The sequence below is a fragment of the Acidovorax radicis genome (assembly GCF_020510705.1).
GTDB lineage: Bacteria > Pseudomonadota > Gammaproteobacteria > Burkholderiales > Burkholderiaceae_C > Acidovorax > Acidovorax radicis_A.
This window is the reverse complement of the sequence record NZ_CP075184.1, coordinates 282,756-309,507: the sequence shown is the minus strand read 5'-3', so window position 1 is coordinate 309,507 and position 26,752 is coordinate 282,756. Positions and strand designations below refer to the sequence as shown.

Below are 26,752 nucleotides of genomic sequence, written 5' to 3'. Positions count from 1 at the left end.
GGACACCCGGGCTGCCCTCAGTGAGCGGCAACGCACCCGACATCCGTGACGGGGGCACGTACCACCTCACCCGGCCTGGAAATCCCAGGCGCAAAAAGCACGGAGCCTGTGGAGCACGGCTGCGCGCAAGACGCTGGATCAGCGAGGCAAGGGAAAAGGGAGGGAAAGGGGGGGGAATGGCTGGCCGCGTCACGCGGTGGCCCAGCACGCACCGATGGGCTGCGGCATGCCGCAGCCCACGGCTCTGGCCAGCTCAGGCCTCGTCGGCAGGTGTTGCGGGCGTTGCGGCGACTTCAGTGGCGATTGCAGTGGCAGTTGTCGCTGCGGCCACCGCCGCCAGCTTGCGCGCACGCTCGATCTGTTGGCCCACCGTGCGGGCCACCATGCCGTACATGTCGGCGAAGGCCTCCAGCGTCTGGCCGCTGGCCTCAAACGCGCGCAGCAGCGCTTCGTCCTTGGCATTGCGGGCTGCCCACTCGGCAAAGGCCTCGTCGAGGATGGCATTGGCCGCCTCGTCGCGGCCTTGCACCAGCTCGGTGTAGGCCTCGCGCGTGAGGCCCGAGGCCTCGAACGCGGCCATCATGCGGTTGCGCAGCTTGGGCAGCAGGTCTTCGGTAGCGCGGGCCTTGCTGTGGCTCCTGCGGCGGTACACCTCCAGCAGCGCGTGGTGCACATGCTCGGGGGCCATGTCTTCCGCGGGCTGACCGGCCAGGTCGTGGCGCTTGTCGCCAGCGGCCACACTTTGCAGATAGCGCGTGGAGCGGGTGTGAATGCCCAGCGCCACCTTCAGCGCATCGCGCTTGAACATCTCGGGGTGTGCCGCCAGCAGATCTTGGAAGATGCCGCGTTTGAGAGGGCGGAACACCGCGCCAAACAGATGCGGGTACAGCGCGGCCAGCTGCTCCAGCGCCGGGTGCACGCGCTGGGGCGCGCGAGGGGCGCCGGGCGCCGAAGCATCCGCCACACCCGACGACGCCTGCTGCGCACCGGGATTGCGCCGGTTACGCCCACCACGGCGTGCACCGTCGGCACGCGGGCGGGGTGCGGCCCCATCCGTCGATGCGGCTTGTGCAGGTGCCGCTTCGGGCGCCTGTGCTGCTGCGCCAGAGGCAACCTCGGCGGAGGCAGGCGCTGCCAGCGGTGCGGCAGGGGCTGCGTTCGGTTGTTCTTGGGCGGACACAGAGTCGATCATGGGGGTGCGATTGGGGGGCAACAAAACCCTCAATCATGCCAGTGTTGGGCGCACACACTCCAAACCATGGCAATGCGCAGGCCATGGACTCACGCTTGCAGCGCCTCGTCCAGCACTTCAACCCAATGCCGCACGGGGATGCCCGTGCCGCTTTGCAGGTGCGTAATGCAGCCAATGTTGGCCGACAGGATCATGTCGGGCGGCTGTGCGCCAAAAGCCTCGCTCAGCCCCCCCAGCTTGCGGTCGCGCAGTTGGTACGAGAGCTCGGGGTTCAACACCGAATAGGTGCCCGCCGAGCCACAGCACAGGTGGGATTCGTTGCGCGCCGTGCGCAGCCTGAAGCCCAACTGGTTCAGATGCGACTCGACGCCGCCGCGCAGCTTCTGGCCGTGCTGCAGGGTGCAGGGCGGGTGGTAGGCGTACAGCGTGTCGGGCTGCTGCACGCGGCCTTGCAGCTTGTCGGCCAGCTCGGGCAGCATGGCGGGCAACAGCTCCGACAGGTCGCGCGTGAGGGCGCTGATGCGCTCGGCCTTGGCCGCGTACTGGGCGTCGTCCTTGAGGATGTGGCCGTACTCCTTGACAGTGACACCGCAGCCCGAGGCGTTCATGACAATGGCCTCCACGCCCTGCTCCACCAGCGGCCACCAGGCGTCGATGTTGGCGCGCATTTCGGCCTTGCCACCTTCCTGGTCGTTGAGGTGGAACTTCACGGCGCCACAGCAACCGGCCTTGGGCGCAATCACGGTCTGCACACCCACCGCATCGAGCACGCGCGCGGTGGCGGTGTTGATGTTGGGCATCATGGCGGGCTGCACACAACCGGCCAGCAACAACACCTTGCGTGCATGCTGGCGCGTGGGCCAGGCCCCCGACGGCTGGGGGGCAGGCACCTTGGCCTTGAGCGCGGCGGGCAGCAGGCCACGCACCAATTGCCCGGCTTTCATGGCAGGGGCAAAAAGCGGCGAGGGCAGTCCTTCCTTCAGCGCCCAGCGCAAGGTTTTTTCACCCAGCGGACGGGGCACTTTTTCATCGACGATCTTGCGGCCAATGTCTACCAGGTGGCCATATTCCACGCCGCTGGGGCAGGTGCTTTCGCAATTGCGGCAGGTCAGGCACCGGTCCAGGTGCCTCTGCGTGGCACGCGTGGGCTCGGCGCCTTCGAGCACCTGCTTGATGAGGTAGATGCGGCCGCGCGGGCCGTCCAGCTCGTCGCCCAGCAGCTGGTAGGTGGGGCAGGTGGCGGTGCAAAAGCCGCAATGCACACATTTGCGCAGAATGGCTTCGGCCTCGAGGCCATCGGCGCGGGCGGCGTATTCAGGGACAAGTTGGGTCTGCATGGGGCATGCCTGGAAAGAAAAGAAAACAAGAAAGGCGCCGGCTCAATGCGCGTCTGGCAACACGGGGGGCCGCGCCTTGCGCAATGGATGGCGCAGGCGCGCACGGTCAGCCCACAAAGGTGGCAGCGAAAAACCCAGCAGCAACAGCGCCAGAGGCAGCACAAACACAAAACCCACGTGTTTGAAGCCCGCCGCGCCCGCCACGCCACCCACCAGAAACATGCCCAGCAACCCGGCATACAGCCGCAGCCGCACATGGTTGGCATGCACCTGCGACTCCGGCGGGGCGCCGGTGCGGTTCCAGTAGAGCATCTTGCCCAGCTCGATGCCCACGTCTGTCACTATCCCCGTCATGTGGGTGGTGCGGATCTGCGAGGACGACATCTTGGTGACGGTGGCGTTTTGCAGCCCCATGATGAAAGAAAGCAGCAGCACCGTCATGGGCACGGCAAACGGGGTGGGCCAGTTGAGGGTAATGGCCCCCACCAGGCCAAACACCAGCATGAGCAGCGCCACCAGCAGCAGCGGCATGGCATAGCTGCTGTGCAGCTTGCGCTGGCGCGCCCAGTTGACCATGATGGCGGTAGTGGCCGCACCGCTGATAAATGCCAGCAGCGCCCCCAGCGCGCCCAGCACCAGCGCCATGTTGCCCAGCACCAGGTTGTCCGCCAGCATCGATACAAAACCCGTCATGTGCGATGTGTAGAGGTGTACCACCAGAAACCCGCCGGCGTTGACAGCCCCGGCGTTGAACGCGAGCAGCAACCCCAGCATGCGGTTGCTGGCCACAGTGCGGTGATGGCCGGTGAGATGGCGAAGGCGACGCATGCAGATGAAAGGCGGTTGAGCGAACGGTGGCGTTGCAGTGGAATGAAATGAAATGAAATGGAACGGAGGCGGTGACAGCCTACCCGCCGCGCTCCATGCGGCCGGGGTTGAAGATGCCCGCCGGGTCGAAGCTCTGCCTGAGCCGCGCATGGATCTGTCCCACGGCCCGTGATGCATGGTCAAAACCACCGCTAGCGCTTGATGCACAAGCGCTAGACGCTATAAAAACAGAAGCACTCCCACCCACAGCCTGCGCGGCCTTGCGCAGCTCCTCGCCAACGGATTCTGGCGCCTGCACCCAGCGCAGCGCTCCGTGCCACTCGACCAGCGGCTGCGCACCGTCGGGCAGGGCCAGCACCGGGGCCGTGGCGGGCACGGACAACCGCCACAGCGCATGGCCTGGCTGTGTGGCGCGGGCCGCAAACCAGGGCAACGTCTGCTCACGGCAGGCCGCCCAGTCGGGGGCCACGGTGGCGTTGTCCATGCGGGTGCCCCCCATCGTCCGGCAGGCAGCCTCTACCGCCGCCACCGCGCCACGAAGGCGCACATACAGCGTGCCGGCACCGGCACTGCCGTCCTGCACCCAGCAGCTCGCGTTCAGCGGCAGGGGTTGCCCGCCCCAGGCGTGCAGCTTGCGCAAGGCGTCGGCCTGGTTGCATTCAAAACGCAGCGTGGCCTCGGCGGGCGCGATGGGCAGCACCTTGAGACTGATCTCGGTGAGCAGGCCCAGCGTGCCCCAGGCACCCGCCATAAGGCGCGACACGTCGTACCCCGCCACATTTTTCATGACCTGGCCGCCAAAGGTCAGCAGCTCGGCACGCCCATTGAGCAGCGTGACACCCAGCAGGTAGTCGCGCACCGCGCCCACACTGGCGCGGGCCGGGCCTGACAAGCCGGCAGCCACCATGCCGCCCACGGTGGCCGCGTCTTCGGGGCCACGCGCAAAGTGGGGGGGTTCAAACGGCAGGCACTGCCCGTTCCCGGCCAGCACGGCTTCCAGTTCGGCCAGGGGGGTTCCGGCACGCACCGTCACCACCAGCTCACTGGGCTCGTAACTCACGATGCCGCTGAGGCCCCGGGTGTCGAGCACCTCGCCATGCAGGGCCAGCCCGTGGAAGTCTTTGGTGCCCCCGCCCCGGATGCGCAAAGGGGTCTGGTCGGCCGCAGCGGCGCGCACACGGTCAGCAATCGATGCAAGAGTGGAATCCATCTGCGCATCGTAGCGGCAGCGGCCGCAGGGCAGCCCGATACAGCGTGTGAATTTTTTGAACGCCCCCCGTGCAAATCGCTGTGGGCCGCGCAAGCAAACCCGCAGGGCCAACGTGTCTACGCAAAAAGGCCCGCCGTTGCCGGCGGGCCGAAACACCTGAAGGAGTAACTCGCTTGTTTTTGTTGCCACGCTGCGGTGCCACCAGACACCGCAGCACGTGGATGCCAGCGGTATCAGCGGTTGTACGCCGTTTCGCCGTGTGAAGTGATGTCCAGACCTTCGCGTTCCGCTTCTTCCGAGACACGCAGGCCCACCAGCAGATCGGCAATCTTGTAGGAGATGAAGGCCACCACACCCGACCACACGATGGTGAACAACACGCTCTTGACCTGGATCCACACCTGAGCGCCCATGGCAAAGGTGTCGGGGGTCAGGCCGCCGGTGCCGCCGAGGCTTTGCGACGCAAACACACCGGTCAGGATGGCGCCCAGAATGCCGCCCACACCGTGCACGCCAAACACGTCAAACGCGTCGTCCACATTGAGCAGGCGCTTCAAGCCACCCACACCCCACAAGCAGATCACACCAGCCAGCAGGCCGAGCACGATGGCGCCCATGGGGCCGACAAAGCCGGCGGCGGGGGTCACGGCCACAAGGCCTGCCACCGCACCAGAGGCCGCGCCCAACATGGATGCCTTGCCCTTGTGCAGGCCTTCACCGGCGATCCACGACAGCGTGGCTGCAGCAGTGGCCAGCACCGTGTTCACGAATGCCAGACCAGCGTTGGCGTTGGCAGCACCGGCAGACCCGGCGTTGAAGCCAAACCAGCCCACCCATAGCAGGGATGCACCCACCATGGTCAGCGTCAGGCTGTGGGGCGTGAGCGCCTCTTTGCCGAAGCCGATGCGTTTGCCCACCATGTAGGCACCCACCAGACCGGCGATACCGGCGTTGATGTGCACCACCGTGCCACCGGCAAAGTCCAGCGCACCGTCAGCACCCAGCAGACCGCCGCCCCACACGATATGGGCCATGGGCACATAGCTGAAAGTGAACCAGAGCACCGCGAAAATCAGCACCGCAGCGAACTTCATGCGCTCGGCAAACGAGCCCACCACCAGTGCAACGGTGATGGCGGCAAACGTGCCCTGGAACGCGAAGAACACATATTCGGGGATGGTGATCAGTGCACCAAAGGTCTCCTGGGTCACTCCCTTGAGGAAGATCTTGTCGAACCCGCCGAAGAACTTGCCCTCGCCAGAGAACGCCAGGCTATAGCCATAGATGGCCCACAGCAACGAGATCAGCGAGAAGATCACGAAGACCTGCACCAGCACCGACAACATGTTCTTGGAACGGCCCAGGCCGCCATAGAACAGTGCCAGGCCCGGGATGGTCATCAAGATCACCAACAAGGTGGAGGTCAACATCCAGGCGGTGTCGCCCGAGTCGATCTTGGGCACGGGGGCCGCAGGCGCAGCAACAGGGGCTGCCCCCGCAGGCGCCGCGACCGCAGCGGCAGGCGCGTCAGCAGCGGGCGCCGCGGTGGCCTCGGAGGCTGGGATGGCGGGGCTGACCGGGGTTTGGGCCAACACAGCCGAGCCACCCGACAGCAGACTCAGCCCCAGGATAAAGGAAGCAAGCAGTTTTTTCATGGCGTTTCTTCTCTTGTTTCGTGTGATGCGGCGGGCCCTTACAGGGCTTCCTTGCCGGTTTCGCCGGTGCGGATGCGCACCACCTGCTCCAAATGGGTCACGAACACCTTGCCGTCGCCGATCTTGCCGGTGCGTGCTGCGTTTTCGATGGCCTCGATCACGCGCTCGACCAGGTCGTCCGAGATGGCGGCCTCGATCTTCACCTTGGGCAAAAAGTCCACCACGTATTCCGCGCCGCGGTATAGCTCGGTGTGGCCCTTTTGGCGGCCAAAACCCTTGACCTCGGTTACCGTGATGCCTTGCACGCCGATGTCCGAGAGCGCTTCGCGCACCTCGTCCAGCTTGAAGGGTTTGATGATGGCTGTCACCATTTTCATTGGGAAATCCTCCGGTCGGGGCGCCGCTGGCGCCCATTGAGATACGACTGACGCAAAACGGGTTCAGGCAAGACGCTTACCCTGTGGGCACGCGCTTTGTGCATCCTTGTCGGCGTCAGTCCTGCGAGATTTACAGGGTTTTGGTCAGCGTGACGATCACGCGGGACTTGTTGATGGGACCGAAAAAGTCCTTCTTGTTGGCGCCCACAACGGCACCGCCCAGCGACAGGCCCGAGCCGAAGTCATAGGCCGCGCCCACGCTGTAATCCATGTAATTCGGCGCGGTGATGTCACTCGCAAACCGGGTGAAACCCACCGAGGCCTTCAGCGTGATGCTGGGCGCCACTTCCTGCGCAAACGCAAAGTTCAGATAGCCTGTGTTGCGCCCCTTGAAGCCTGGCCCCGCGTAGGCGAAGTAGTCTTTGGACAACGTGTGCGAATACTTGGCGGTCACGGGGCCGAAGGTGGCTGCGCCATAGGCCTCGGTGGTGTTGCCGTTGCTGTTGCCGGGGTAGATGTACGTCAGCAGACCGACATCCAGATCCGCCCCACCCGCCTTGAATTTGTAGCCGCCATACAGATCGGACTCGATGGAATTGCCCGACAGCCAGTCCACGCTGGAGTTCCAGTTGCCCACGTACCAGCCGGACTCTCCGAAGGCATAGTCAAACCCGCCTTGAATCGCTGGCTTGACGGTCTTGACCTTGGAAGTGTCCTGGTCCTGGCCACGGAACTTGTAGTTCGTAGTCAGGCTGATGTTGCCAGTGAGCTGGGCGCTGGCCAGCAGGGGAAGAGCTGCGACAAGGGCAACGCCCAGGGACTTGATGATGGCGTGGGTCATGATTCCTCCGGTGGACAAAGTAGGGATGACCGCTTTAAGCATGGACCGTGCCACACTGCATGGCGACCGCTCTTCGCCTTGTTGCGCCGAGTTACAACAAACGCCGGTACAGTCAGGCAACGCGGGCCCGCCACCCAGCACCCAACTGGTGCAATGCGTTGCCGGGACGCACTAAAAGCCCATAAAACGCACCCATCTGGGGAGAAACTACTTCATGAGTCTTGCTTTGGTGCAAAGTCGCGCGCTTGTGGGGCTGCAGGCCCCTGCGGTCACCGTTGAAGTGCACCTGGCCAATGGCCTGCCCAGCTTCACCCTGGTAGGTCTCGCTGAGGTCGAGGTCAAAGAAGCCCGCGAACGCGTGCGCTCGGCGCTGCAGAACGCGGGGCTGGAGTTCCCGACCAACAAGCGCATTACCGTCAATCTCGCCCCTGCCGACCTGCCCAAGGATTCCGGCCGCTTCGACCTCCCCATTGCCTTGGGCATCCTCGCGGCCAGCGGGCAGATCGATGGCGCGCAACTGGCGGGGTATGAGTTCGCGGGCGAACTGTCGCTGTCCGGCGAATTGCGCCCCGTGCGGGGCGCGCTGGCCACCAGCCTGGCGCTGCAAACGCAGCAGATCGACGCCCAACTGGTGCTGCCGCCCGGCAGCGCCGAAGAAGCGGCCCTGGTGCCCGCCGCCCAAGTGGTGCGCGCCTGCCATCTACTGGATGTGGTGCAGGCCTTTTTGCCACCGGGCAGCGTGGCTGGTGGCGATGCCGATATCCCCAACGACGGCTGGACACGGTTGCAGGCCACCCCCATGGCGGTGAGCAACACCGGCCCCGACATGGCCGACGTCAAGGGCCAGGCCGCCGCCAAACGCGCGCTGGAGATTGCGGCGGCGGGGGGGCACAGCGTGCTCATGGCAGGCCCGCCCGGCTCGGGCAAGTCGATGCTGGCGCTGCGTTTTGCGGGGCTGCTGCCTGCCATGACGGTCGAAGAAGCACTAGAGAGCGCGGCCATCGCCAGCCTGGCCGGGCGTTTCAGCCCCGACACCTGGGGCCGCCGGCCCACCGGAACACCGCACCACACCGCCAGTGCGGTGGCGCTGGTGGGTGGCGGCTCTCCACCCCGGCCCGGCGAAATTTCGCTGGCCCACCAGGGCGTGCTTTTTCTGGATGAATTGCCGGAATTCCCCAGGGCAGCGCTGGAGGCCTTGCGCGAGCCCCTGGAGACCGGGCACATCACCATTTCGCGGGCGGCGCAGCGGGCAGAGTTTCCGGCCCGGTTTCAGATGATTGCGGCCATGAACCCCTGCCCCTGCGGCTTTCTGGGCTCGCCCCAGCGCGCCTGCCGGTGCACGCCCGACCAGGTGGCACGCTATCAGGGCAAACTCAGCGGCCCGCTGCTCGACCGCATCGACCTGCATGTGGAAGTACCCGCCCTGCCGCCCGACCAACTGGTGCAGGCACCCGCAGGCGAGGCCACGGCCACCATGCGCGAGCGGGTGGAGCGTGCGCGGGCCCTGGCCATGGCCCGCCAGGGCAAAACCAACCAGGCGCTGCAGGGCCAGGAGATCGACGACCACGTGCACCTGGACGCAGCAGCGGCCAAGTTCCTCAACGTCGCTGCAGCGCGCCTGGGCTGGTCGGCCCGCAGCACGCACCGGGCGCTGAAGGTGGCGCGCACCATCGCCGACCTGGCAGGCGCGCCCACCACCGAGGTCAGCCATGTCGCCGAGGCGGTGCAATACCGCCGTGTGTTGCGTGCGCCGGGCTGAGATCGTGAACACGTTCTGAAGGCTGCTGCAGACCCGTGCGACCGGCCTGGTGTTGCCTGCGCGCCCGTGGCGGCCCTCACCCCAGGCTCAAAGAAACATGCCACCCGACGCTTCAATGCGCTGTGCGTTGACCCAGCGTGTGGCCGGTTGCAGCAGGGCTGCCACCAGCGGGCCAATGTCTTCGGGCTGGCCCACACGGCCCAGTGCGGTGTGGGTAGCCACGTAGGCATTGAGCTCGGCGTTGTCACGCACGGCGCCGCCGCCAAAGTCGGTTTCGATGGCACCAGGGGCCACCACATTCACGGCGATGCCGCGCGGGCCCAACTCTTTGGCCAGGTAGCGGCTCAGCACCTCGATAGCGCCCTTCATGGCTGCGTAGGCGCCGTAGCCCGGCAAGGCAAAACGCGCCAGGCCCGACGAAAAATTCAGGATGCGTCCGCCATCGTTCATCAACGGCAGCAATTGCTGCGTGAGAAAAAACACCCCCTTCAGATGCACATTCACCAGCGCGTCGAACTGCGCTTCGGTGGTGTCGGTGATCGGGGCATGCACGCCCATGCCAGCGTTGTTGACCAGAAAATCAAACCGCTCGCGTTGCCAGTGGGTCTTCAGGGCCTGCGCCAGCTCGCCGGCAAACCCCTCAAAACTGCGCACGTTGCCCACGTCCAGCGGCAGGGCCACGGCACGGCGGCCCAGGCGTTCGATCTCGGCCACCACGGTTTGCGCTTCGGTGGATTGCTTCAGATAGGTCAGCACCACGTCGATGCCGCTGCGGGCGGCGGCCAGTGCCGCGCTGCGGCCCAGGCCCCGGCTGCCGCCGGTAATGAGAACGATGGAGGCCACCGGATTTGAAGAAGTGGAAGCTGATGTCATGGCTGAATCCTTGGGGGTGTCATACGCCCGGCCACCCAACGTGGCCGGAACAGATGGGCACTTTATTGACATCCATCCACCGGATAAACAGCGCAAAATTGGATTGATTGTCCAATTATTGAAAACAATGAACCCTCTCGATCAGATGCAAATCTTCGCCCGCGTGGCAGAGCTGAGCAGCTTCACACAGGCGGCGCAGGTGCTGGGCATTCCCAAAGCCAGCGCCTCCCTGGCGGTGCAGCAGCTGGAGGCCCAGCTGGGCACGCGCCTGCTGCACCGCACCACGCGGCGCGTGCAGCTCACCCAGGACGGGCAGGCCTATCACGACCGGTGCAAGGACCTGCTGGACGATGTGGACGAGCTGCAAGCCATGTTCCACCAGCCCGAGGGCACGGCGCTGCGCGGCCGGGTGCGCATTGACATGTCTACGGGCGTGGCGCGCCACATGGTGTTGCCAGCACTGCCTGAACTGCTGCAGCGCCACCCGCAGCTGGAGGTGGAAGTGAGCAGCACCGACCGCCGCGTGGACCTGGTACGCGAGGGGTTTGACTGCGTGATCCGCGTGGGCCCGGTGGCCGAACCCGGGCTGGTGGCGCGGCCACTGGGCCATGTGCGGGTGGCCACCTGCGCCAGCCCCAGCTATCTGGCCCAAAGGGGCACACCGAGCACGCTGGACGACTTGGCGCAGCACGAACTGGTGCATTACGTAAGCACCCTGGGCACCCGCTCGGCAGGGTTTGAGGTGATGGAGGGCGGCAACGCCGCCTTCTTGCCCATGGCAGGCCGCGTCACCGTGAACAGCGCCGAAGCCTATCTGGGCGCCTGCCTTGCGGGGCTGGGCCTGATCCAGGTGCCGCTCCTGGGTGCACAAGACCTGGTGGAGCAAGGCCTGCTGGTGCCCGTGCTGACCGCACACCCTCCGCCGCCCATGCCCGTCACGCTGCTGTATGCCCACCGGCGCCACCTGCCCCAGCGGGTGCGGGTGGTGATGGACTGGCTCGCCAAGGTGGTTCAGGCTCGCCTGGTGTGAAGGTGGGGTGTCGCTTCGCTCACGGAAGCTCGCCAGGCCATGACAGACGAGGTGAGGTGAAGGGGAGCGGCGAAGGAGCTACCTTTTTGATAGCTACCCGCGCTAGATCAATCTCGCCTGCAGGCCAATTTCATTAAAATCGTCGCACGGGGTGCCTCTGCACCGCCGCCCCTTCAACCCCATGGCCCCCCGCACCCGTCTATTGCCCCCCCTTCCCCTGCCCGATGCCCCAGCGTGCGCGCAACCGGATGCTGTCGCGCCTGGCCAGTCGGTGGATGCGGTCAGCACCAGTTATCTGCGTACGCTGGTGGGCTACAACGCGCGCCGTGCATCGCTGTCCATCATTGACGTGTTCATGCAGCGCATGGCGGTGTATGGGCTCAAGGTGGTGGATTTTTCGGTGCTCTCGCTGGTGGCGCACAACCCCGGCGTTACGTCACGCCAACTGTGCGCCACGCTCAACGTGCTGCCGCCCAACATGGTGGGGCTGATTGCCTCGCTGGAGCGGCGCGGCCTGATCGAGCGCCGCCCCCACCCCAGCGACGGACGCGCCATGGGGGTGCACCTCACCCCTCAAGGCGTGGAGTTGACGGCACAGGCAGAGCAGACCGCCGCGCACCTTGAGGAAGACGCCACGGCCCGCCTCACGGCCACCGAGCGCAAGACGCTAATCCGCCTGCTGCAAAAGGTCTACGACTGACCAGGCGGCCGCAGCGGGCCTGGCTGTATCAAGCGGCAGCCACCGCCTGGGGCTTGTCCAGCCCCAGCAACCGCACCGCATTGCCCTTGAGGATGCCGGGCATGACCTCGGGCTTGAAGCCTGCTTCCTGGAAGTCCTTCATCCAGCGTTCGGGCGTGATGAGCGGGTAGTCGCTGCCGAACAGGATGCGGTCTTTGAGCAGCGTGTTGGCGTACTGCACCAGCTGCTTGGGAAAGTACTTGGGGCTCCAGCCCGACAGGTCGATCCACACATTGGGCTTGTGCGTGGCCACGCTCAATGCCTCGTCCTGCCACGGAAAACTCGGGTGGGCCATCACGATCTGCATGTCGGGGAAGTCGATGGCCACATCGTCCAGGTGCATGGGGTTGCTGTACTCCAGCCGCAAGCCGCCGCCGCAGCGCATGCCGCTGCCGATACCGCTGTGGCCGGTATGAAAGATGGCGGGCATGCCGTATTCGGCAATCACTTCGTAGATGGGCCAGGCCATCTTGTCGTAGGGGTGGTAGGCCTGCACCGTGGGGTGGAACTTGAAGCCCTTGATACCGAACTCTTCGATCAGGCGGCGGGCCTCGCGTGCGCCCATCTTGCCCTTGTGCGGGTCGATGCTGGCGAAGGCCGTCATCATGTCGCTGTTGGCCTTGGCGGCCTCGGCGATCTCTTCGTTGGGGATGCGGCGGCGGCCCATCTTGGACTCGGCGTCCACGGTGAACATCACCAGGCCAATCTTCTGCTCGCGGTAGTACGCCACCGTCTCGGCAATGGTGGGGCGGCGGCCGTTCTTGAAGTACTTGTCGGCGGCGCGGTCGTATTCCTCGCCGTAGTTGTCGAACGGGTTCCAGCAGCTCACCTCGGCGTGCGTGTGGATGTCGATGGCAATCAGATTGGCGTGGTCCATGCGTGTCTCCTGGGTTGGCTTGCTTTTGCGCCGTACTGTCCGTGATTGCGCACCACAGTACATGATGCAGATCAAGGGTAAGTACTGACGAAAAACAGAGCGTACTTGCTTGAATTGATTATGAACTATAACCACAATTCAACCATCTAGAAAGCCTTCATGATCCATCCAGACATCCATTTCGAGCTGCGCGGCGACGAGCAGGAAGTTGCCGTGATCCGCCTCACGCGCAGCGCCAAGCGCAACGCGCTCAACGACGGCCTGATCCTGGCGCTGCGCGACCTGTTCGAAAAAATGCCCGGCACCGTGCGTGCCGCCGTCATTGACGGCGAGGGCCCCCACTTCTGCGCCGGGCTCGACCTGTCGGAGCTGAAAGAACGCGACGCCGGCCAGGGCCTGCACCACTCGCGCATGTGGCATGCCGCGCTGGAGCGCGTGCAGTTCGGCCCCGTGCCCGTCATCGCCGCGCTGCATGGCGCCGTGGTGGGCGGTGGGCTCGAGCTGGCCAGCGCCTGCCACATCCGCGTGGCCGATGCATCCACCTTCTACGCGCTGCCCGAGGGCTCGCGCGGCATCTTCGTGGGCGGCGGCGGTGCGGTGCGCATCCCCAAGCTCATCGGCGCCGCGCGCATGACAGACATGATGCTCACCGGCCGCGTCTACAACGCGCAAGACGGCGAGAAGGTGGGCTTTGCCCAGTACCTCGTGCCCGAAGGCCAGGCGTTTGACAAGGCCTACGAGCTGGCCGTGCGCGTGGCGCAGAACGCGCCACTGACCAACTACGCCCTGATGCACGCGCTGCCGCGCATTGCTGAGCAGCCTGCCGACCAAGGCTTCTTCACCGAAGCCATGATGGCCGCGATTGCCCAGAGCGCCCCGGAAGCCAAGTCCCGCCTGGCCGACTTCCTCGAGGGGCGCGCCGCGAAGGTGAAGCCCGCCCCCTGAGCGGCAGCGCCGCGTCCCCTCCTCTCGCTGAGCGGGGATGGGGACGACGCCCTCGCCGCCGGGCAGCCCTTGCCAGGCGCCCGCGGGCCTGGGCCGCGCCCCACTCAAACGCAGCGCACTAGAACGATTTGGAGACAAGAACAATGACTGCCGCTATATCCACCGCCCGCTACCGCCCCGTGAGCTTCGGCGTGACCCGCGTCAGCCTGCGCGACGGTGCACCGGGCGTGCGTTACCTGCAGGCCAACCTGCCCCTGGGCGCCTTTGCCCGGCGCGTGACGGACTACCTGGTGCACTGGGCCGAGGCTACGCCCGACCACAGCTTTCTGGCGCGGCGCGAGCCACTGGGCGAGGGCAAGACAGGCGACTGGCAACACGTGAACTACGCCCAGGCACTCGACGCCGCGCGCAGCATCGGCCAGGCCCTGCTGGACCGGGGCCTGAACGCCGAGCGCCCAGTGGTGGTGCTGAGCGAGAACACTGTCGAACACGCGCTGCTGGCGCTGGGCTGCATTTACGCCGGTGTGCCCTACTGCCCCGTGTCGCCCGCCTACGCCACCGTAAGCCAGGACTACGACAAGCTGCGCCACGTCATCGACACCCTCACCCCCGGCCTGGTGTTTGCCGCCGACGGCGCACGCTACGGCAAGGCCATCGCAGCCACCGTGGCGGCCGATGTCGAAGTGATCCTGGCCCAGGGCGCGCTGGAGGGCCGCAAGGCCGGCACCTTCCAGAGCCTGCGCCACACCACCGCCACCCCGGCGGTGGACGCGGCCATGCACGCCACCGGCCCCGGCACCATCGTGAAGTTCCTGTTCACCAGCGGCTCCACCAAGATGCCCAAGCCGGTCATCAACACCCAGCGCATGTGGTGCGCCAACCTGCAGCAGATCACGCTGTCGCTGCCCGTGCTGGCCGAGGCCCCGCCCGTGCTGGTGGACTGGCTGCCGTGGAACCACACCTTCGGCAGCAACCACAACTTCGGCCTCACGATGATGCATGGCGGCACGCTGTACATCGACGACGGCAAGCCCACGGCCGCACTGATTGGCGAGACCCTGCGCAACCTGCGCGAGATCGCACCCACGGTGTACTTCAACGTGCCCACCGGCTTTGAAATGATTGCCGAGGCCATGAAGACCGACGCCCAGCTGCGCGCCAACCTGCTGTCGCGCGTGCGCCTGTTCTTCTACTCGGGCGCCGGCCTGGCCCAGCCCGTGTGGGACAGCCTGCACGCCACGCAAGAGGCCGCCATTGGCGAGCGCATCGTGATGTGCACGGGCCTGGGGATGACGGAATCCGCCCCCTCGGCCATGTTCTGCAACAGCCCCGACGTGCGCTCCGGCCACATCGGCGCGCCCGTGCCCGGCATGGTGCTCAAGCTGGTGGAGGTGGACGGCAAGACCGAGGTTCGCTACCGCGGCCCCAACGTCACGCCCGGCTACTGGCGCTCCGACGCCGCCACGCGCGACGCGTTTGACGACGAAGGCTACCTGTGCACCGGCGACGCCGTGAAGTGGATTGACGAGAACAACATCCACCGGGGCCTGGCGTTTGACGGCCGCATTGCCGAGGACTTCAAGCTCTCCACCGGCACCTTCGTGAGCGTGGGCCCCATGCGCGCCAAGATCATCGTGGCGGGCGCGCCCTACATCCAGGACGTGGTGCTCACCGGCCTGAACATGAAGGAAGTCGGCGCCCTGCTGTTCCCCTCCCCCGCCTGCCGCGCCGTGGCGGAAGCTGCGGGCCTGGGCCCGGACGCCCCCTGGGCCGACGTGGTGACCCACCCCGCCGTGCGCCAGCGCATCGAGGCCGTGCTGGACGGGCTGGCCCGCGAGGCCACCGGCAGCGCCAGCCGCGTGGCCCGCGCGCTGCTGATGGCCGAGCCGCCCTCCATCGACAAGGGCGAGATCACCGACAAGGGCTCCGTCAACCAGCGTGCCGTGCTCAAGCACCGCGATGCGCTCGTCACGGCCTTGCACGACGACTCGGCACCGGGCATCCTCAAGCCCGGCGCCTGAAACCCCACCCCGAACAGGACAGACCCACCATGCAGATTCAAGGACAAGCCGCCCTCGTGACCGGCGGCGCATCGGGCCTCGGCGAGGCCACCGCACGCGAACTCGCCCGCCTGGGCGCCAAGGTGGCTGTGCTCGACCGCAATGCCGAGTTGGCCGAAAAAGTCGCGGCGGCAATCAGCGCCGAATTTGGCAACGGCTGCGCCGTGGCCTGCCCCTGCGACATCACCGACGCCGCCAGCGTGACGGCAGCGCTGGAGAAGGCCGCCGCAGCCCACGGCCCCGCCCGCATCCTCATGAACGTGGCCGGCATCGGCAGCGCCAAGCGCGTGGTGCAGCGCGACGGCAGCGCGGCACCGCTCGAAGACTTTGTGCGCGTGGTCAATATCAACCTGATCGGCACCTACAACGTGAGCCGCCTGTTTGCGGCCGCCTGCAGCAAGCTGCCGGTGCTGGACAACGGCGAGCGCGGCGTGATGATGTTCACCGCCTCCGTCGCCGCCTTTGACGGCCAGGTGGGCCAGCAGGCCTACAGCGCATCCAAGGCGGGCCTGGCCGGCATGACGCTGCCCATGGCGCGCGACCTGGCACAGCACGCCATCCGCGTGTGCACCGTGGCGCCCGGCCTGTTTGCCACGCCGCTGATGAAGGAGCTGCCCGAGGCCGTGCAGCAGTCGCTGGCGGCCAGCATCCCCTTCCCGCCACGCCTGGGCAAACCCGAAGAGTTTGCCGAGCTGGCTTGCCATATCGTGACCAACGGCCACCTGAACGGCGAAGTCATTCGCCTGGACGGTGCCTTGCGCATGGCGCCCCGGTAAACAATCGGCGCCACACACCCATCAATAACAAGAGGGCGCGCAAGCGCCCCGGCTTGCCCCCCGAGATTTCCGTCAGACACACACCAGGAGACATCAGCATGACCACCACCCGCCGTCAATTTGTTCAGGCCCTTGGCGCCAGCGCCGCACTGGGCGCCTTCCACCCCTTTGCCGCCAACGCCCAGGTGGACCAGGTGAAGGTGTATTTCGGCTTCCCCGCCGGCAGCTCGGGCGACACCGTGGCCCGCCGCGTGGCTGAGAAGTGGGCCGGCAGCGCGTTCAGCAAGAACCCAGGCGTGGTGGAAAACAAGCCCGGCGCAGGCGGCCGCATTGCGCTGGAGACGCTCAAAGCTGCGCCCGCTGACGGCTCGGTGCTGGCCGTGGCGCAGGTATCGGCCCTGGCCAACTACCCGCACATCTACAGCAAGATGAACTACACCGACAAGGACTTCGCGCCCGTGTCGATCGCGGCCATCATGCACCACGGCCTGGCCGTGGGCCCCATGGTGCCCGCCAGCGTGAAGACGGTGAAGGACTTCCTGGCCTGGGCCAAGGCCAACCCCAAGGACGCCAGCTACGGCTCGCCCGGCGCGGGCTCCACGCCCCACTTTTTGGGCGCGCTGCTGGGCATCAACAGCGGCGTGGACCTGCGCCACGTGCCCTACCGTGGCTCCATCCCTGGCGTGACGGACGTGGTGGGCGGCCAGGTGGCTGCCATGGTCACGCCGCACGGTGACTTCATCGCCAACTACAAGGCCGGCAAGCTGCGCATCCTGGCCACCTCGGGCCCCAAGCGCTCCATCTACGTGCCGGATGTGCCCACGTTCGCCGAACAAGGCTTCCCCGAGCTGACCACCGAAGAATGGTTCGGCTTCTACGCCCCGGCCGCCACGCCCAAGCCGGTGATTGCGGCTGCCAACGCCGCCATCAACGCTGCGCTGAAAGAAAAGTCGGTCATCGACAGCCTGGCCATCGTGGGCCTGATGCCCCATGGCTCCACCCCTGAAGAACAGGCCCGCTGGCAAAAGGCCGAGTACGACAGCTGGGGTCCGCTGATCAAGAAGATCGGCTTCACCGCAGAGTCCTAAGCTCCCCCTGAGCGGCTTCGCCGCTTCCCCCTGAGGGGGACGCCACCCGTGGCCTGGCCAAGCCAGTTCCACGGTGGCACTGGTCTGGGCCACGCCCTGTGTTGCGGCCGGGGCGCAACACAGGGCGCTCTGCCCTCCTTGCAGCGGCCCACCCACCCGTTCGGGCTGAGCCTGTCGAAGCCAGGGCGCAAACAGCCGTCTTGCTTGCGCAGACGAAATTGAGAAGAAAACGGCCTCTGCCGCTTATGCAGCAAGCGCAAACAGCTACTAAATTGTGAGCAAACCATGCAAGCCCGCCAGACCCTTGCCGACATCCAGCACCTGCTGACCACTGTGCTGAAGGCGCCCACGCGCTGGCAGGGCCTGGCGCCGTTTGCGGATACCGATGGCGACCTGGCTGCCCAGGTGCTGGACGAGGCGGCCAAGTTTGTGGACAGCGCCATCGCCCCGCTGCAGCGCAGCGGCGATGAAGAAGGCTGCCGCTTTGATGCCGGGCGCGTGCACACCCCTGCAGGTTTTCGCGATGCGTACCAGGCCTTCTGGCAAGCAGGCTGGCCGTCGTTGTCATGCGCGCCCGAGGATGGCGGCCAGGGCCTGCCCGCAGTGCTCGAATGTGTGCTGTTTGAATGGCTGGCCGGTGTCAACCACGGCTGGACCATGGCGCCCGGCCTGCTGCACGGCGCGTACGAATGCATCAAGCACCACGCCAGCGACGCACTCAAGGCGCAGTACCTAGAGAAGGTCGCCACCGGCGAATGGCTGGCCACCATGTGCCTGACCGAAGCCCACGCGGGCAGCGACCTGGGCATGGTGCGCACACGCGCCGTAGAGCAGCCTGACGGTAGCGTGCGCGTGAACGGCAGCAAGATTTTTATCTCTGGCGGTGAACACGACCTGACGGACAACATCGTGCACCTGGTGCTGGCGCGGCTGCCCGATGCGCCTGCGGGGCCCAAGGGCCTGTCGCTGTTCCTGGTGCCCAAGGTGTTGGAAGACGGCACCCGCAATGTGGTCGTGTGCGAGCGCATCGAAGAAAAGATGGGCCTGCACGGCAGCCCCACCTGCGTGATGCGCTTTGACGACGCCACCGGCTGGCTGGTGGGCGAGCCCCACAAGGGGCTGAACGCCATGTTCGTGATGATGAACGCCGCGCGCCTGCATGTGGGCCTGCAAGGCATCGGCCTGCTGGAGGCCGCCTGGCAAAAGGCCAGCGCCTACGCCGCAGAGCGTCGCCAGATGCGCGCCCCCGGCGCCAAGGACACCAGCCTGATTCAAGACCACCCCGCCATCCGCCGCATCCTGCACACACAGCGCGCCTGGATCGACGGTGGCCGCGTGCTGGCCTACCACACGGCTTTGCAGCTCGATGTGGCCAAACACAGCACCGACGCGGGCGAACGCGCCGCCGCGCAGCGCTGGTGCGCGCTGGTCACGCCCGTGCTCAAGGCCGCGCTCACAACCGAAGCGTTTCACGGCGCCAGCGCCTGCCTGCAGGTGTTTGGCGGCCATGGCTATGTGCGTGAATGGGGCATCGAGCAGATCGTGCGCGACGCGCGCGTGGCCATGATCTACGAGGGCACCAACGAGATTCAGGCCATCGACCTGCTGGTGCGCAAGGTGCTGGCCGATGGCGGCCAGGGCCTGGGCGCGCTGCTGGGCAGCCTGCCCGGCGCGGCCCCCAGCGCCGCCGCCAGCGCGCGCCGCCATGCACTGGTGGAGATCACGCAGACCCTGGCGATTGCCGCCCAGTCCGACCCCGAACTGCCCTACTGGGTGGCCGACGACTACCTGCGCGCCGTGGCGCTGGTGCTGCTGGAATGGGCCTGGGCCCAGATCGGCGCCGCCCGCCCCCAACGCACAGAGCAGCCCACGGCCGCTACAGACCGTTGGACCGCACCCGCCCAGGCCTTCGCCCAGTGGGTGCTGCCCGAGTTCGACCTGCGCGCGGCCATCATCCGCCAGCGCATTGCCCAGGCGTTTGAATCATTGCCAAAAATGGCCGCTAGCGCTTTATAGATAAGCGCTGACAGCTATTGATTAAATAGCAAAAAGCCGAATCCTCGCTTGCCCTTCCGCAGCGTGCCGGGGCCGCATGGGGCGGCAGCGACTTGGCATCGCGGCACTTTTAGCTCCAAGTGGGGGGGATTGAAATTGCGAAGCCCGGCATATGCCGGGCTAATCTACGGACTACTTTGCAGGGCAGATTCAACCGGTCGATGCAACACATTCGCTGAACATCTCAGCGGGTGTGTGGAAGCCCAGCGTCTTGCGCGGCCTCTCATTCAATTGTCTCGCAATGGCGTTGAGCTGAAGCTGTGAGAGACCCGAGAGATTCATGCCCTTGGGCATGTACTGCCTGAGTAAGCCGTTCGTGTTCTCGTTGCTTCCCCGCTGCCATGGGCTTCGCGGGTCGCAGAAGTACACCTGGATGTCGGTAGCCATCGTGAATTGCTTGTGAGCATGCATCTCCGAGCCTCTGTCCCAGGTCAGTGACTTGTACAGTTCCTGCGGTAGCTTGCTGGCGCTCTTGATGAGTGCCTTGACGACCGACTGCGAGTCTTTGCCATTCAGCTTCACCAGCATCACGTATCGCGTTTGACGTTCAACCAGTGTCGCAATTTGGCTGTTGCCACTGCCAAAGACCAAGTCGCCTTCCCAGTGACCAGGCACTGCCCGGTCCTCGACGCAAGCGGGGCGCTCGCTGATCGAAACAGCGTCAACGATCTTTCCGTGAATTGCCGTCTTCTGTGTGTAGTGCCGTGATCGGCGCATTCCACGAGTGCGTCTGAGGTGCTCCAACAGCTCCTTCTTCAAGGCGCCACGCGCTTGAATGAACAGACTGCGGTAGATGGTCTCGTGTGACACGTGCTGGCTCTCGTCGCAAGGATAAGTTTGCTTGAGCCAACCTGCAATTTGCTCCGGCGACCACAGCATCCGCAGCTTGTGAGCCACGATCCGGGCCAATGCACGGTTCTGCCTGAGCTTGCAGCGCTTTGGGCGCTGCGCTCGATTCCAAGCCGCTTCATCTGCCTGAGTTGCACGGTAGCCATCACAGCCGCCATTGCGCTTGATCTCTCGGCTGATCGTCGACGGTGCTCGCCCGAGCCGCGTTGCGATGGAGCGAATCGATTCGCCTGACACCATCGCCCGCGAGATCTCCTCGCGCTCTGCCAACGTCAATGCAATTGCTGCACGTGATCGCTGCGCAGGCCGGAATCCGCCCGTCTCTGCAAGTATCCGATGGATCGACGAGTGGGCGCGATCAAAGAGCTTGCCGATCTCATGCAGCGTCCAGCCTTGCTTCCAGCGCTCCCACATCAGCGCCTTCTGGGTATCTGAATAGTAGATTCTTGGTCGCTGTTTCATCTGCAACACTCCTTGCGCCTACGCGGTGGTTAGTGTGTTGCATCGACCGGTTGAATCTGCCAGCGGGAGCGGACAGTGAAAGTCAATCGCTGAAAGACGGCTGATGCGCAAGGAGCGGTCCGCTTCCCGAGTCCGCTTTCAGTTCTGCACGCTGCGGCGGGATCAGTTAAGGCATGCAGCACTTTTTGTACTTAATCCCGCTGCCGCAGTGGCATGGGTCATTCCGTCCGAGCTTCATACGTCGCGCGTCTCGCACGAACTTTGGCAAGGCATCACGTACCTGTAGCGGTGCCTTCATGCCGGCCGTCAACTGTTCCATCTCATCTGATGCTTCCCATGGGAAGTCGAGCGTGACACCGAATTGGACGTCGCAAGCCGGACCGATAGAGATACCGAACCACCGAGGTGCCCGCAGCGCGTATTTCCGTCTCACACAGTGATTCTCTAGGGAGGCGACCGCTTCAACCGAAGGCTTCGGATTGCAATGGAAGGTGACTCCAGATGGGTCCGTGCTGGACGCTAGCGTGACGTCATGCCGCTTACCATCAGCCTGTGTTTTCCGAATGATTGTCTCGAGCAGCGAATGGACGTCTCTGCAAGAGTCCTCGGCCATTGACAACAAGTGGAAGCCAAGCTCCAGGGTTGCAGGGTCGGCCCGATCTTCAATCTGTTTGATGAGGCCCTCATAGAGGGTTCCGCGCATCTTCGTAAGGATGCCGGTCGGTGTGTCGGCGCCCGGCTGGTTGTCCCGTCGAACCATCATTGCAGCGTCCAGATCACGAGCAACCGAGTCATCGAGCACAACGAGGTCGTGCTCCCCATCGAGCCAGAGATTCTGCTGCAGGTGGTAGCCAAGTACGGTCAACTCGTGCCCACTCATCAACTTGTCGGTGACGTCGACGCGCAACTTGAGATAGCTAAGCAATCGCAGCGGGCTCGCCAACATCTCCGTCAGCGTGTCCAGTAGAAACACATCCATCACAAAGGGTGGTCGGATGACGTCGGTAGTCTTGAACTTCAGCGACTGCTTTACCTGGAACGCCAACGCTGGGTAATGGTCCGACACGAGGCTAACCAGGAATACCTCCTTGATGCTCTCCGGCAATGCGACCTCATTTCCTCCGTCATTGACCAACCGACATCCGCCCGCAAGCATCTCGTTCGCGCACAACCCTCCCTGGTCGTACGAGTCTTGGATAGCCGCGCCAAAGTCGGCTTTAAGTTGCTTATCGTTCCCCTTGCGGGCGGCGATCGTGAGCTTCTTCGCTTTCGCCTGCACGATGATGAGCCGATCTCCATAGATGACCAGAACATCCGCCTCTCCCGCGACATCCTTGCCACGAAACAGATTCACATTCGTGTGGACATGATGGCGCCCAAAAACTCCAGACAAGCGTCGCGCGGCGAACTGCTCAGTAAAGGCCCCACGATGCTTAGCAGCCATCGATCGGTAGGCCTTGTCTTCCAACATCCAGAAGAACGGGGATTCATACAGAGCTTCTAGTACAGCGTAGTGCGAGAACAAGAGCACAGTCCCGCGACCGGTTGGAAGCAGAGGCCAAGCGGCAACCTCATTGAAATCACCGGCCTCTTTGAACCCCGCGTTGTTCCCTGAGTACGTGAACGCGCGGAAGAAGGCATCCACCACCTCCTTGGCGACGCCACTATAGGAAATCACTTCCTCTTGAGAAAACTCAAACGCGGGTAGCCACGTTGCTGGGGGAGCCTTGGCTGCCCGTGACTCTACGAGCAGCCGTGTCACCTTCTGGTCCATCAGGTTGCACATGGTTCTTGCGACGGTTCGCGCCTGACCGCTAGTAAAGCCCTTGTTCTTGAGCATCCATTCGTCATCGGCACCGTACTTTTCAGGCACCAGGTCGCGGTATTGAAACGCATAGGCCGATTCGGTGCCATAGAAGATGGGTTCACGCATTCCGGGTCCGTGCCAAGGGTTAGGCCTGGCATCGCCAGACTTGGCTGCGTCAAACAGCGCCGAGAACATGGGGTAGGACATGGCGTTGTGCAGCTCTTTCATCAAGGCATCAGTGCGCTTGACGTAGCCCTGTATCACCTCGGGCCGCTGCTGAGCGACGTCAAGTGGCTTCTTTGCCATCAAACCGATGACCGTCGTCAGTTCCGTACGAATGAGGCGCTCTCTGCTGAAGAGCCAATCCATGTCCGCTGGCTTCAGCTTCCCCTGGATGTGAATGACGTTGTCCCGAAAACAGAGTTGTGCGACCGCGTGAGCAAACCCTGGTGATGCAGCTAACGCTTCAAGTTCTTCAAGAATCTGGATCTCTTCCCTCGGCTTCTTCATGACTCCCTCCCGTTTGGTGCGCTGACGTTCTGAAAGCTCATCACCGCGAGCCTCAATTGTCAGCTCTACGGCTGCTCGCGCTTGCAGTTCAGATCACCGCTCTGGGACAAAGCGGTCATTGGACGGAGCCACGGCGACGGCCAGCTACCAGCCTCAAGCTGTCGATCAGGCTTGGGCGAACGACATTGCTTTCCCCCAACGAGCCCGTGCGTTCTCTGGCGAAAACAGATATGCCCAATCCGTGTCCTGCAGCAATGGTAGTAGTCCAGCAAATCGGGAAAGGTTTGCAGCATGGCTGTCACCTCCCACGAGAAGCGCTGGGTCTTCCACACGCGTCCAGGGCTTTCTGCGAATACAGGTCTAGCCTGCTGCTGTCGCCGTTTTAGTCGGCGACTGGTGCGAGAGACTTTTCCATGTACGTGCAGATGATGAGCTGAATCCCCACCTCGTCTGACGCGCTCGACCCTCATCCGTTCGCGTGAGGCAGGCTGAAGCTTGGTGCGGTGGACCGCACCCGGCTCCGCACATCAACACGCCGCGACCCGCGTGACACCCTGCTGACACTCCGCTGTCAGCAACCCCCGCTCACCATAAGGGTTTCCTTTTCTTCACTCACACAAAGGAGCCCTTCATGAAAAACGCTATCACCTGGTTTGAAATCCCCACCACCCAGCTGGACCGCGCCCAGGCCTTTTACGAAGCCGTGCTGGGCCAGCCCCTGCGCCGCGAGAACATGGGGCCCAGCGAAGGTGCCGTGTTTGCCTACGATGGCGATGCAGACGGTGTGGGCGGTGCGTTGATGATGGGCCCGACAGCACCGCAGGTATCGGGCAGCGGCACACTGGTGTACTTGGACGCATCGCCCTCGCTCGACGCCGCGCTGGACCGGGTGGTGGCACACGGCGGCCAAGTGGCCCAGCCCCGCCAGGCGCTGCCACCGGGCATGGGGTTTTTTGCGCACATCCACGATCTGGATGGCAACCGCGTGGGTCTTCACGCACTTTTTTGAAGAAGGACAACCGCATGGAAACACAGGAACTGCACCGGGGCCGGCTGATTGACCACATCCAGCTCGTTGTGCGCGATCTGGCAGCCAGCCGGGCGTTTTACACGGCGGTGCTGGAGGCCCTGCAGGTGCCGATGGGCGGCACGGCAGATGACTACTTCTGGGCGGATGAGCTGTTCATCTCCACCGCCGACAGCGTGGCCGCGCAGGGGCATCTGACCGGGCGGCACCACCTGGCCTTCCAGGCGCAGGATCGGGCAATGGTGGACGCTTTCTACCGCGCCGCGCTGGCCCACGGTGGCACCGACAACGGCGCACCCGGCGAGCGCCCCTATCACCCCGGCTACTACGCTGCGTTTGTGCTGGACCCGGACGGCAACAACGTCGAAGCGGTGTTCCACGGTGACGCGCAGCGCAGTGCGGCTTCGGTGAAGATCACATTCTGAGGTGCGGTTTAGCCCGCCTTCGGCCGGGCAAGGCCGCGCAACGGGATAGGCGTGGAGAACACGATGGACGTGCGTGTTTCTCCATAGCCGTTGATGTCGCCCAGAAAGCGCTCCAGGTCGGGCAGGTCGCGCGCCACGACCTGCATCACATACGAGTCGTTGCCGCTGACGTGGTGGCATTCGAGCACCTGGGGTGACTGGCGCAGCTTGTCGATCAGCGCCTTCTTGCCGGGCTGCGACACGTTGATGCCCACCACGGCCCGCACGCCGTAGCCGACTTTGACGGGGTCGATGTCGGCATGCACACCGCGCACTACGCCCGCCTCTTGCAGGCGGCGCAGGCGCTCCAGCGTGGCGGGCACCGACAGGCCCACGGCCTCGGCCAGTTCCTTGAGCGAGGCGCGGCCATCGGCCTGCAGCGCGCTGATCAGGCGCCAGGCTTTGTCATCGACTTCCATAAAAGCCTTTATTGATCGACACAGAAAAAACCGAAACCAAATTCTGGAATCGCCGAATTTTCTGCATTCTCCACCGCCAGCCGCCGCCCTAGCATTGGTGCATGGACTTCACCTCAATCACCGTGTTTCTGCAAGCCGCCGTTATCGGCGTGCTCATCGCGGCCCCTGTGGGCCCCATTGGCCTGTTGACCATGCAACGCACCCTGGAGCGGGGCCTGGCGGCCGGGCTTGCCACCGGCCTGGGCGCGGCTGCGGCCGATGCGGTGTATGGCGCCGTGGGCGCCTTCAGCATGCGCTGGCTCATCGATGGGCTGACCCAGGCCAAGACGCCGCTGGCGCTGGGCGGCGGCGCACTGCTGCTGGTGCTGGCCTGGCGCACCTGGCACGCGCCGGTGGCCCACACCGCCGCACCAGCACGCGATGCGCGGGGGCTGCTGGGCCTGGCGGCCGGCACATTTGCACTGACGCTGGCCAACCCGGCCACCATCGTGTCGTTCATTGCGGTGTTTGGCTCGCTGGGCGGCGGCCGGCCCAGCCTACCGTCGCCGCTGTGGATGGTGGCGGGCGTGCTGGTGGGCTCTGCCGCCTGGTGGCTGCTGCTGACCGGCGCGATTGCTTACCAACGGCAGCGCTTTACGCCCGCCTGGCGCCAGCGCATCAACCGGGCGTCGGCCCTGCTGCTGGGCGGGTTTGCGTTGTGGCAGTGGGGGCAGCTGGTCTGAGAACGTGTTGGCGATCTCCCTGGGGTCGTGCGTTGCTGACAGGGATACTGCAAAGGTACTGACACTGCGGTGTCAGCAGCGCACCCGCACCATCGGTGGCTTCTATCCCCAGGAGCTTTTTCATGACCGACGCCGTGCTGCAACACACCCTTTGGACGGATGCCGAGCCTGCACGCAGGGACATGCCTATGTCGGCAGCGACCGCCGCCGCCACGGCGCGCCGCAACTGGATCGCCGTGGCCTGCGCCCAGCACGCCCGCAGGGGCTGCGCCACGCCCGGCGCGGGCTACATGCAGGTGTGTCATGGCAAGGCGACGCCGCTGCAGCGCATACGCCCCGGGGACCGCGTGGCGTATTACGCGCCTACCGTCACCCTGGGTGGCAAGGAGCGGCTGCAGGCGTTTGTCTCGATCGGCATCGTGCTACCCGGCGCGCCCTATGCGTTTGACATGGGCGGCGGGTTTGTGCCGTTCCGCAAGGACGTGGCCTATGTGCCCGCGCAGGAAGCTGCGATTGCACCGCTGCTGGACAGCTTCGAGTGGGTGGACGACCGCACGCACTGGGGCGGCAAGTTCCGCTTCGGGCTGTTCGCCGTCAGCGACCACGATATGCGGCTCATTGCGCAGGCGATGGGGGCGGATGCCGCATTGCTGCATCTGGCATAGCCACACGCCACCCTGCGGCAAACCCGGGCGCTCCCTTGCCCTTGCACCCTTGCTATAGGCGTCTCAAGGGGCCTACATCAAACGATGCAGCCCATCGATCAGCACACGGCCATCAATGCGTCAACAATTCTTCGTTGTGCTGCGGTGAGGGAGGCATAACCTTCGCGCAGCATCCGCAGCACGAT

The 26,752-nt window shown here is 64.9% G+C and carries 24 protein-coding genes; 12 read left to right on the top strand and 12 right to left on the bottom strand.

Annotated elements, in window-relative coordinates; all coding sequences use genetic code 11:
* Positions 1-253: 253 nt before the first annotated feature.
* From KI609_RS01325 to KI609_RS01295, 7 genes are all read right to left on the bottom strand, one after another.
* The gene (locus tag KI609_RS01325; protein WP_226446350.1) at positions 254-1,192 is read right to left on the bottom strand and encodes a ProQ/FINO family protein; all 939 of its coding nucleotides are present in this window, start codon (positions 1,190-1,192) and stop codon (positions 254-256) included.
* 89 nt (positions 1,193-1,281) lie between these two features.
* Complete coding sequence (gene glcF / locus KI609_RS01320) at positions 1,282-2,529, bottom strand: glycolate oxidase subunit GlcF (RefSeq protein ID WP_226446346.1); 1,248 nt, start codon at positions 2,527-2,529, stop codon at positions 1,282-1,284.
* A gap of 42 nt (positions 2,530-2,571) precedes the next feature.
* Positions 2,572-3,357 carry a YoaK family protein gene (locus tag KI609_RS01315; protein WP_226446344.1) on the bottom strand — a complete coding sequence of 262 codons (786 nt, stop codon included), beginning with the start codon at positions 3,355-3,357 and terminating at the stop codon, positions 2,572-2,574.
* Between the two features lie 79 nt (positions 3,358-3,436).
* The gene (gene glcE / locus KI609_RS01310; RefSeq protein ID WP_226446343.1) at positions 3,437-4,567 is read right to left on the bottom strand and encodes a glycolate oxidase subunit GlcE; all 1,131 of its coding nucleotides are present in this window, start codon (positions 4,565-4,567) and stop codon (positions 3,437-3,439) included.
* Positions 4,568-4,800: 233 nt separating this feature from the next.
* The gene (gene amt / locus KI609_RS01305) at positions 4,801-6,222 is read right to left on the bottom strand and encodes an ammonium transporter (RefSeq protein ID WP_226446342.1); all 1,422 of its coding nucleotides are present in this window, start codon (positions 6,220-6,222) and stop codon (positions 4,801-4,803) included.
* Positions 6,223-6,260: 38 nt separating this feature from the next.
* On the bottom strand, positions 6,261-6,599 hold the full coding sequence (gene glnK, locus KI609_RS01300; protein WP_226446341.1) for a P-II family nitrogen regulator: 339 nt from the start codon (positions 6,597-6,599) through the stop codon (positions 6,261-6,263).
* 130 nt (positions 6,600-6,729) lie between these two features.
* Positions 6,730-7,440, bottom strand: coding sequence for a TorF family putative porin (locus tag KI609_RS01295; RefSeq protein WP_226446339.1), 711 nt, complete (start codon positions 7,438-7,440; stop codon positions 6,730-6,732).
* A gap of 214 nt (positions 7,441-7,654) precedes the next feature.
* On the opposite strand from KI609_RS01295, the gene KI609_RS01290 reads away from it, so the two are divergent.
* Positions 7,655-9,199: a YifB family Mg chelatase-like AAA ATPase gene (locus KI609_RS01290; protein ID WP_226446337.1), complete on the top strand. Its 1,545-nt coding sequence runs from the start codon at positions 7,655-7,657 to the stop codon at positions 9,197-9,199.
* A gap of 87 nt (positions 9,200-9,286) precedes the next feature.
* Here KI609_RS01290 and KI609_RS01285 read toward each other — a convergent pair whose 3' ends face one another.
* Entirely contained in the window at positions 9,287-10,072 is a 786-nt protein-coding gene (locus tag KI609_RS01285; protein WP_226446335.1) for an SDR family oxidoreductase, read from the bottom strand.
* Between the two features lie 127 nt (positions 10,073-10,199).
* Between KI609_RS01285 and KI609_RS01280 the strand changes: the two genes are divergently transcribed.
* Both KI609_RS01280 and KI609_RS01275 read left to right on the top strand, forming a co-directional pair.
* A complete protein-coding gene (locus tag KI609_RS01280; RefSeq protein ID WP_226446332.1) occupies positions 10,200-11,102 on the top strand; it encodes a LysR family transcriptional regulator in 903 nt (300 codons plus the stop codon).
* A 181-nt stretch (positions 11,103-11,283) separates the two neighbouring features.
* Positions 11,284-11,802: a MarR family winged helix-turn-helix transcriptional regulator gene (locus KI609_RS01275; protein ID WP_226446331.1), complete on the top strand. Its 519-nt coding sequence runs from the start codon at positions 11,284-11,286 to the stop codon at positions 11,800-11,802.
* 28 nt (positions 11,803-11,830) lie between these two features.
* On the opposite strand, the gene KI609_RS01270 is transcribed toward KI609_RS01275, so the two are convergent.
* Positions 11,831-12,718, bottom strand: a complete 888-nt coding sequence (locus KI609_RS01270) for an amidohydrolase family protein (RefSeq protein ID WP_226446330.1) — start codon at positions 12,716-12,718, stop codon at positions 11,831-11,833.
* 159 nt (positions 12,719-12,877) lie between these two features.
* Here KI609_RS01270 and KI609_RS01265 point away from each other — a divergent pair, with 159 nt between their 5' ends.
* The 5 genes from KI609_RS01265 (at position 12,878) to KI609_RS01245 (ending at position 19,603) form a co-directional block, all read left to right on the top strand.
* Positions 12,878-13,663, top strand: a complete 786-nt coding sequence (locus KI609_RS01265; RefSeq protein WP_226446328.1) for a crotonase/enoyl-CoA hydratase family protein — start codon at positions 12,878-12,880, stop codon at positions 13,661-13,663.
* Between the two features lie 143 nt (positions 13,664-13,806).
* Positions 13,807-15,684, top strand: a complete 1,878-nt coding sequence (locus tag KI609_RS01260; RefSeq protein WP_226446326.1) for a feruloyl-CoA synthase — start codon at positions 13,807-13,809, stop codon at positions 15,682-15,684.
* Between the two features lie 29 nt (positions 15,685-15,713).
* Positions 15,714-16,499: an SDR family NAD(P)-dependent oxidoreductase gene (locus KI609_RS01255; protein ID WP_226446324.1), complete on the top strand. Its 786-nt coding sequence runs from the start codon at positions 15,714-15,716 to the stop codon at positions 16,497-16,499.
* 98 nt (positions 16,500-16,597) lie between these two features.
* The gene (locus KI609_RS01250; RefSeq protein WP_226446322.1) at positions 16,598-17,587 is read left to right on the top strand and encodes a Bug family tripartite tricarboxylate transporter substrate binding protein; all 990 of its coding nucleotides are present in this window, start codon (positions 16,598-16,600) and stop codon (positions 17,585-17,587) included.
* Between the two features lie 285 nt (positions 17,588-17,872).
* Positions 17,873-19,603: an acyl-CoA dehydrogenase family protein gene (locus tag KI609_RS01245; protein ID WP_226446321.1), complete on the top strand. Its 1,731-nt coding sequence runs from the start codon at positions 17,873-17,875 to the stop codon at positions 19,601-19,603.
* 189 nt (positions 19,604-19,792) lie between these two features.
* Here the strand turns inward: KI609_RS01245 and KI609_RS01240 are convergent, their stop codons facing one another.
* Positions 19,793-20,953, bottom strand: a complete 1,161-nt coding sequence (locus KI609_RS01240) for an IS30 family transposase (protein ID WP_226450124.1) — start codon at positions 20,951-20,953, stop codon at positions 19,793-19,795.
* Positions 20,954-21,119: 166 nt separating this feature from the next.
* Entirely contained in the window at positions 21,120-23,270 is a 2,151-nt protein-coding gene (locus KI609_RS01235; RefSeq protein WP_226446320.1) for an SEC-C metal-binding domain-containing protein, read from the bottom strand.
* Positions 23,271-23,901: 631 nt separating this feature from the next.
* Here KI609_RS01235 and KI609_RS01230 point away from each other — a divergent pair.
* Together KI609_RS01230 and KI609_RS01225 are read left to right on the top strand one after the other, a co-directional pair.
* Positions 23,902-24,279 (top strand): VOC family protein, encoded by a 378-nt coding sequence (locus tag KI609_RS01230; RefSeq protein WP_226446319.1) that lies wholly within the window; start codon positions 23,902-23,904, stop codon positions 24,277-24,279.
* 14 nt (positions 24,280-24,293) lie between these two features.
* On the top strand, positions 24,294-24,722 hold the full coding sequence (locus KI609_RS01225; RefSeq protein WP_226446317.1) for a VOC family protein: 429 nt from the start codon (positions 24,294-24,296) through the stop codon (positions 24,720-24,722).
* A gap of 8 nt (positions 24,723-24,730) precedes the next feature.
* Here KI609_RS01225 and KI609_RS01220 read toward each other — a convergent pair whose 3' ends face one another.
* A complete protein-coding gene (locus KI609_RS01220) occupies positions 24,731-25,180 on the bottom strand; it encodes an Lrp/AsnC family transcriptional regulator (protein ID WP_226446316.1) in 450 nt (149 codons plus the stop codon).
* A 101-nt stretch (positions 25,181-25,281) separates the two neighbouring features.
* On the opposite strand from KI609_RS01220, the gene KI609_RS01215 reads away from it, so the two are divergent.
* Together KI609_RS01215 and KI609_RS01210 are read left to right on the top strand one after the other, a co-directional pair.
* On the top strand, positions 25,282-25,902 hold the full coding sequence (locus KI609_RS01215; RefSeq protein WP_226446314.1) for a LysE family translocator: 621 nt from the start codon (positions 25,282-25,284) through the stop codon (positions 25,900-25,902).
* A gap of 122 nt (positions 25,903-26,024) precedes the next feature.
* A complete protein-coding gene (locus tag KI609_RS01210) occupies positions 26,025-26,567 on the top strand; it encodes an EVE domain-containing protein (protein WP_226446312.1) in 543 nt (180 codons plus the stop codon).
* The last annotated feature ends 185 nt before the right edge of the window (positions 26,568-26,752 follow it).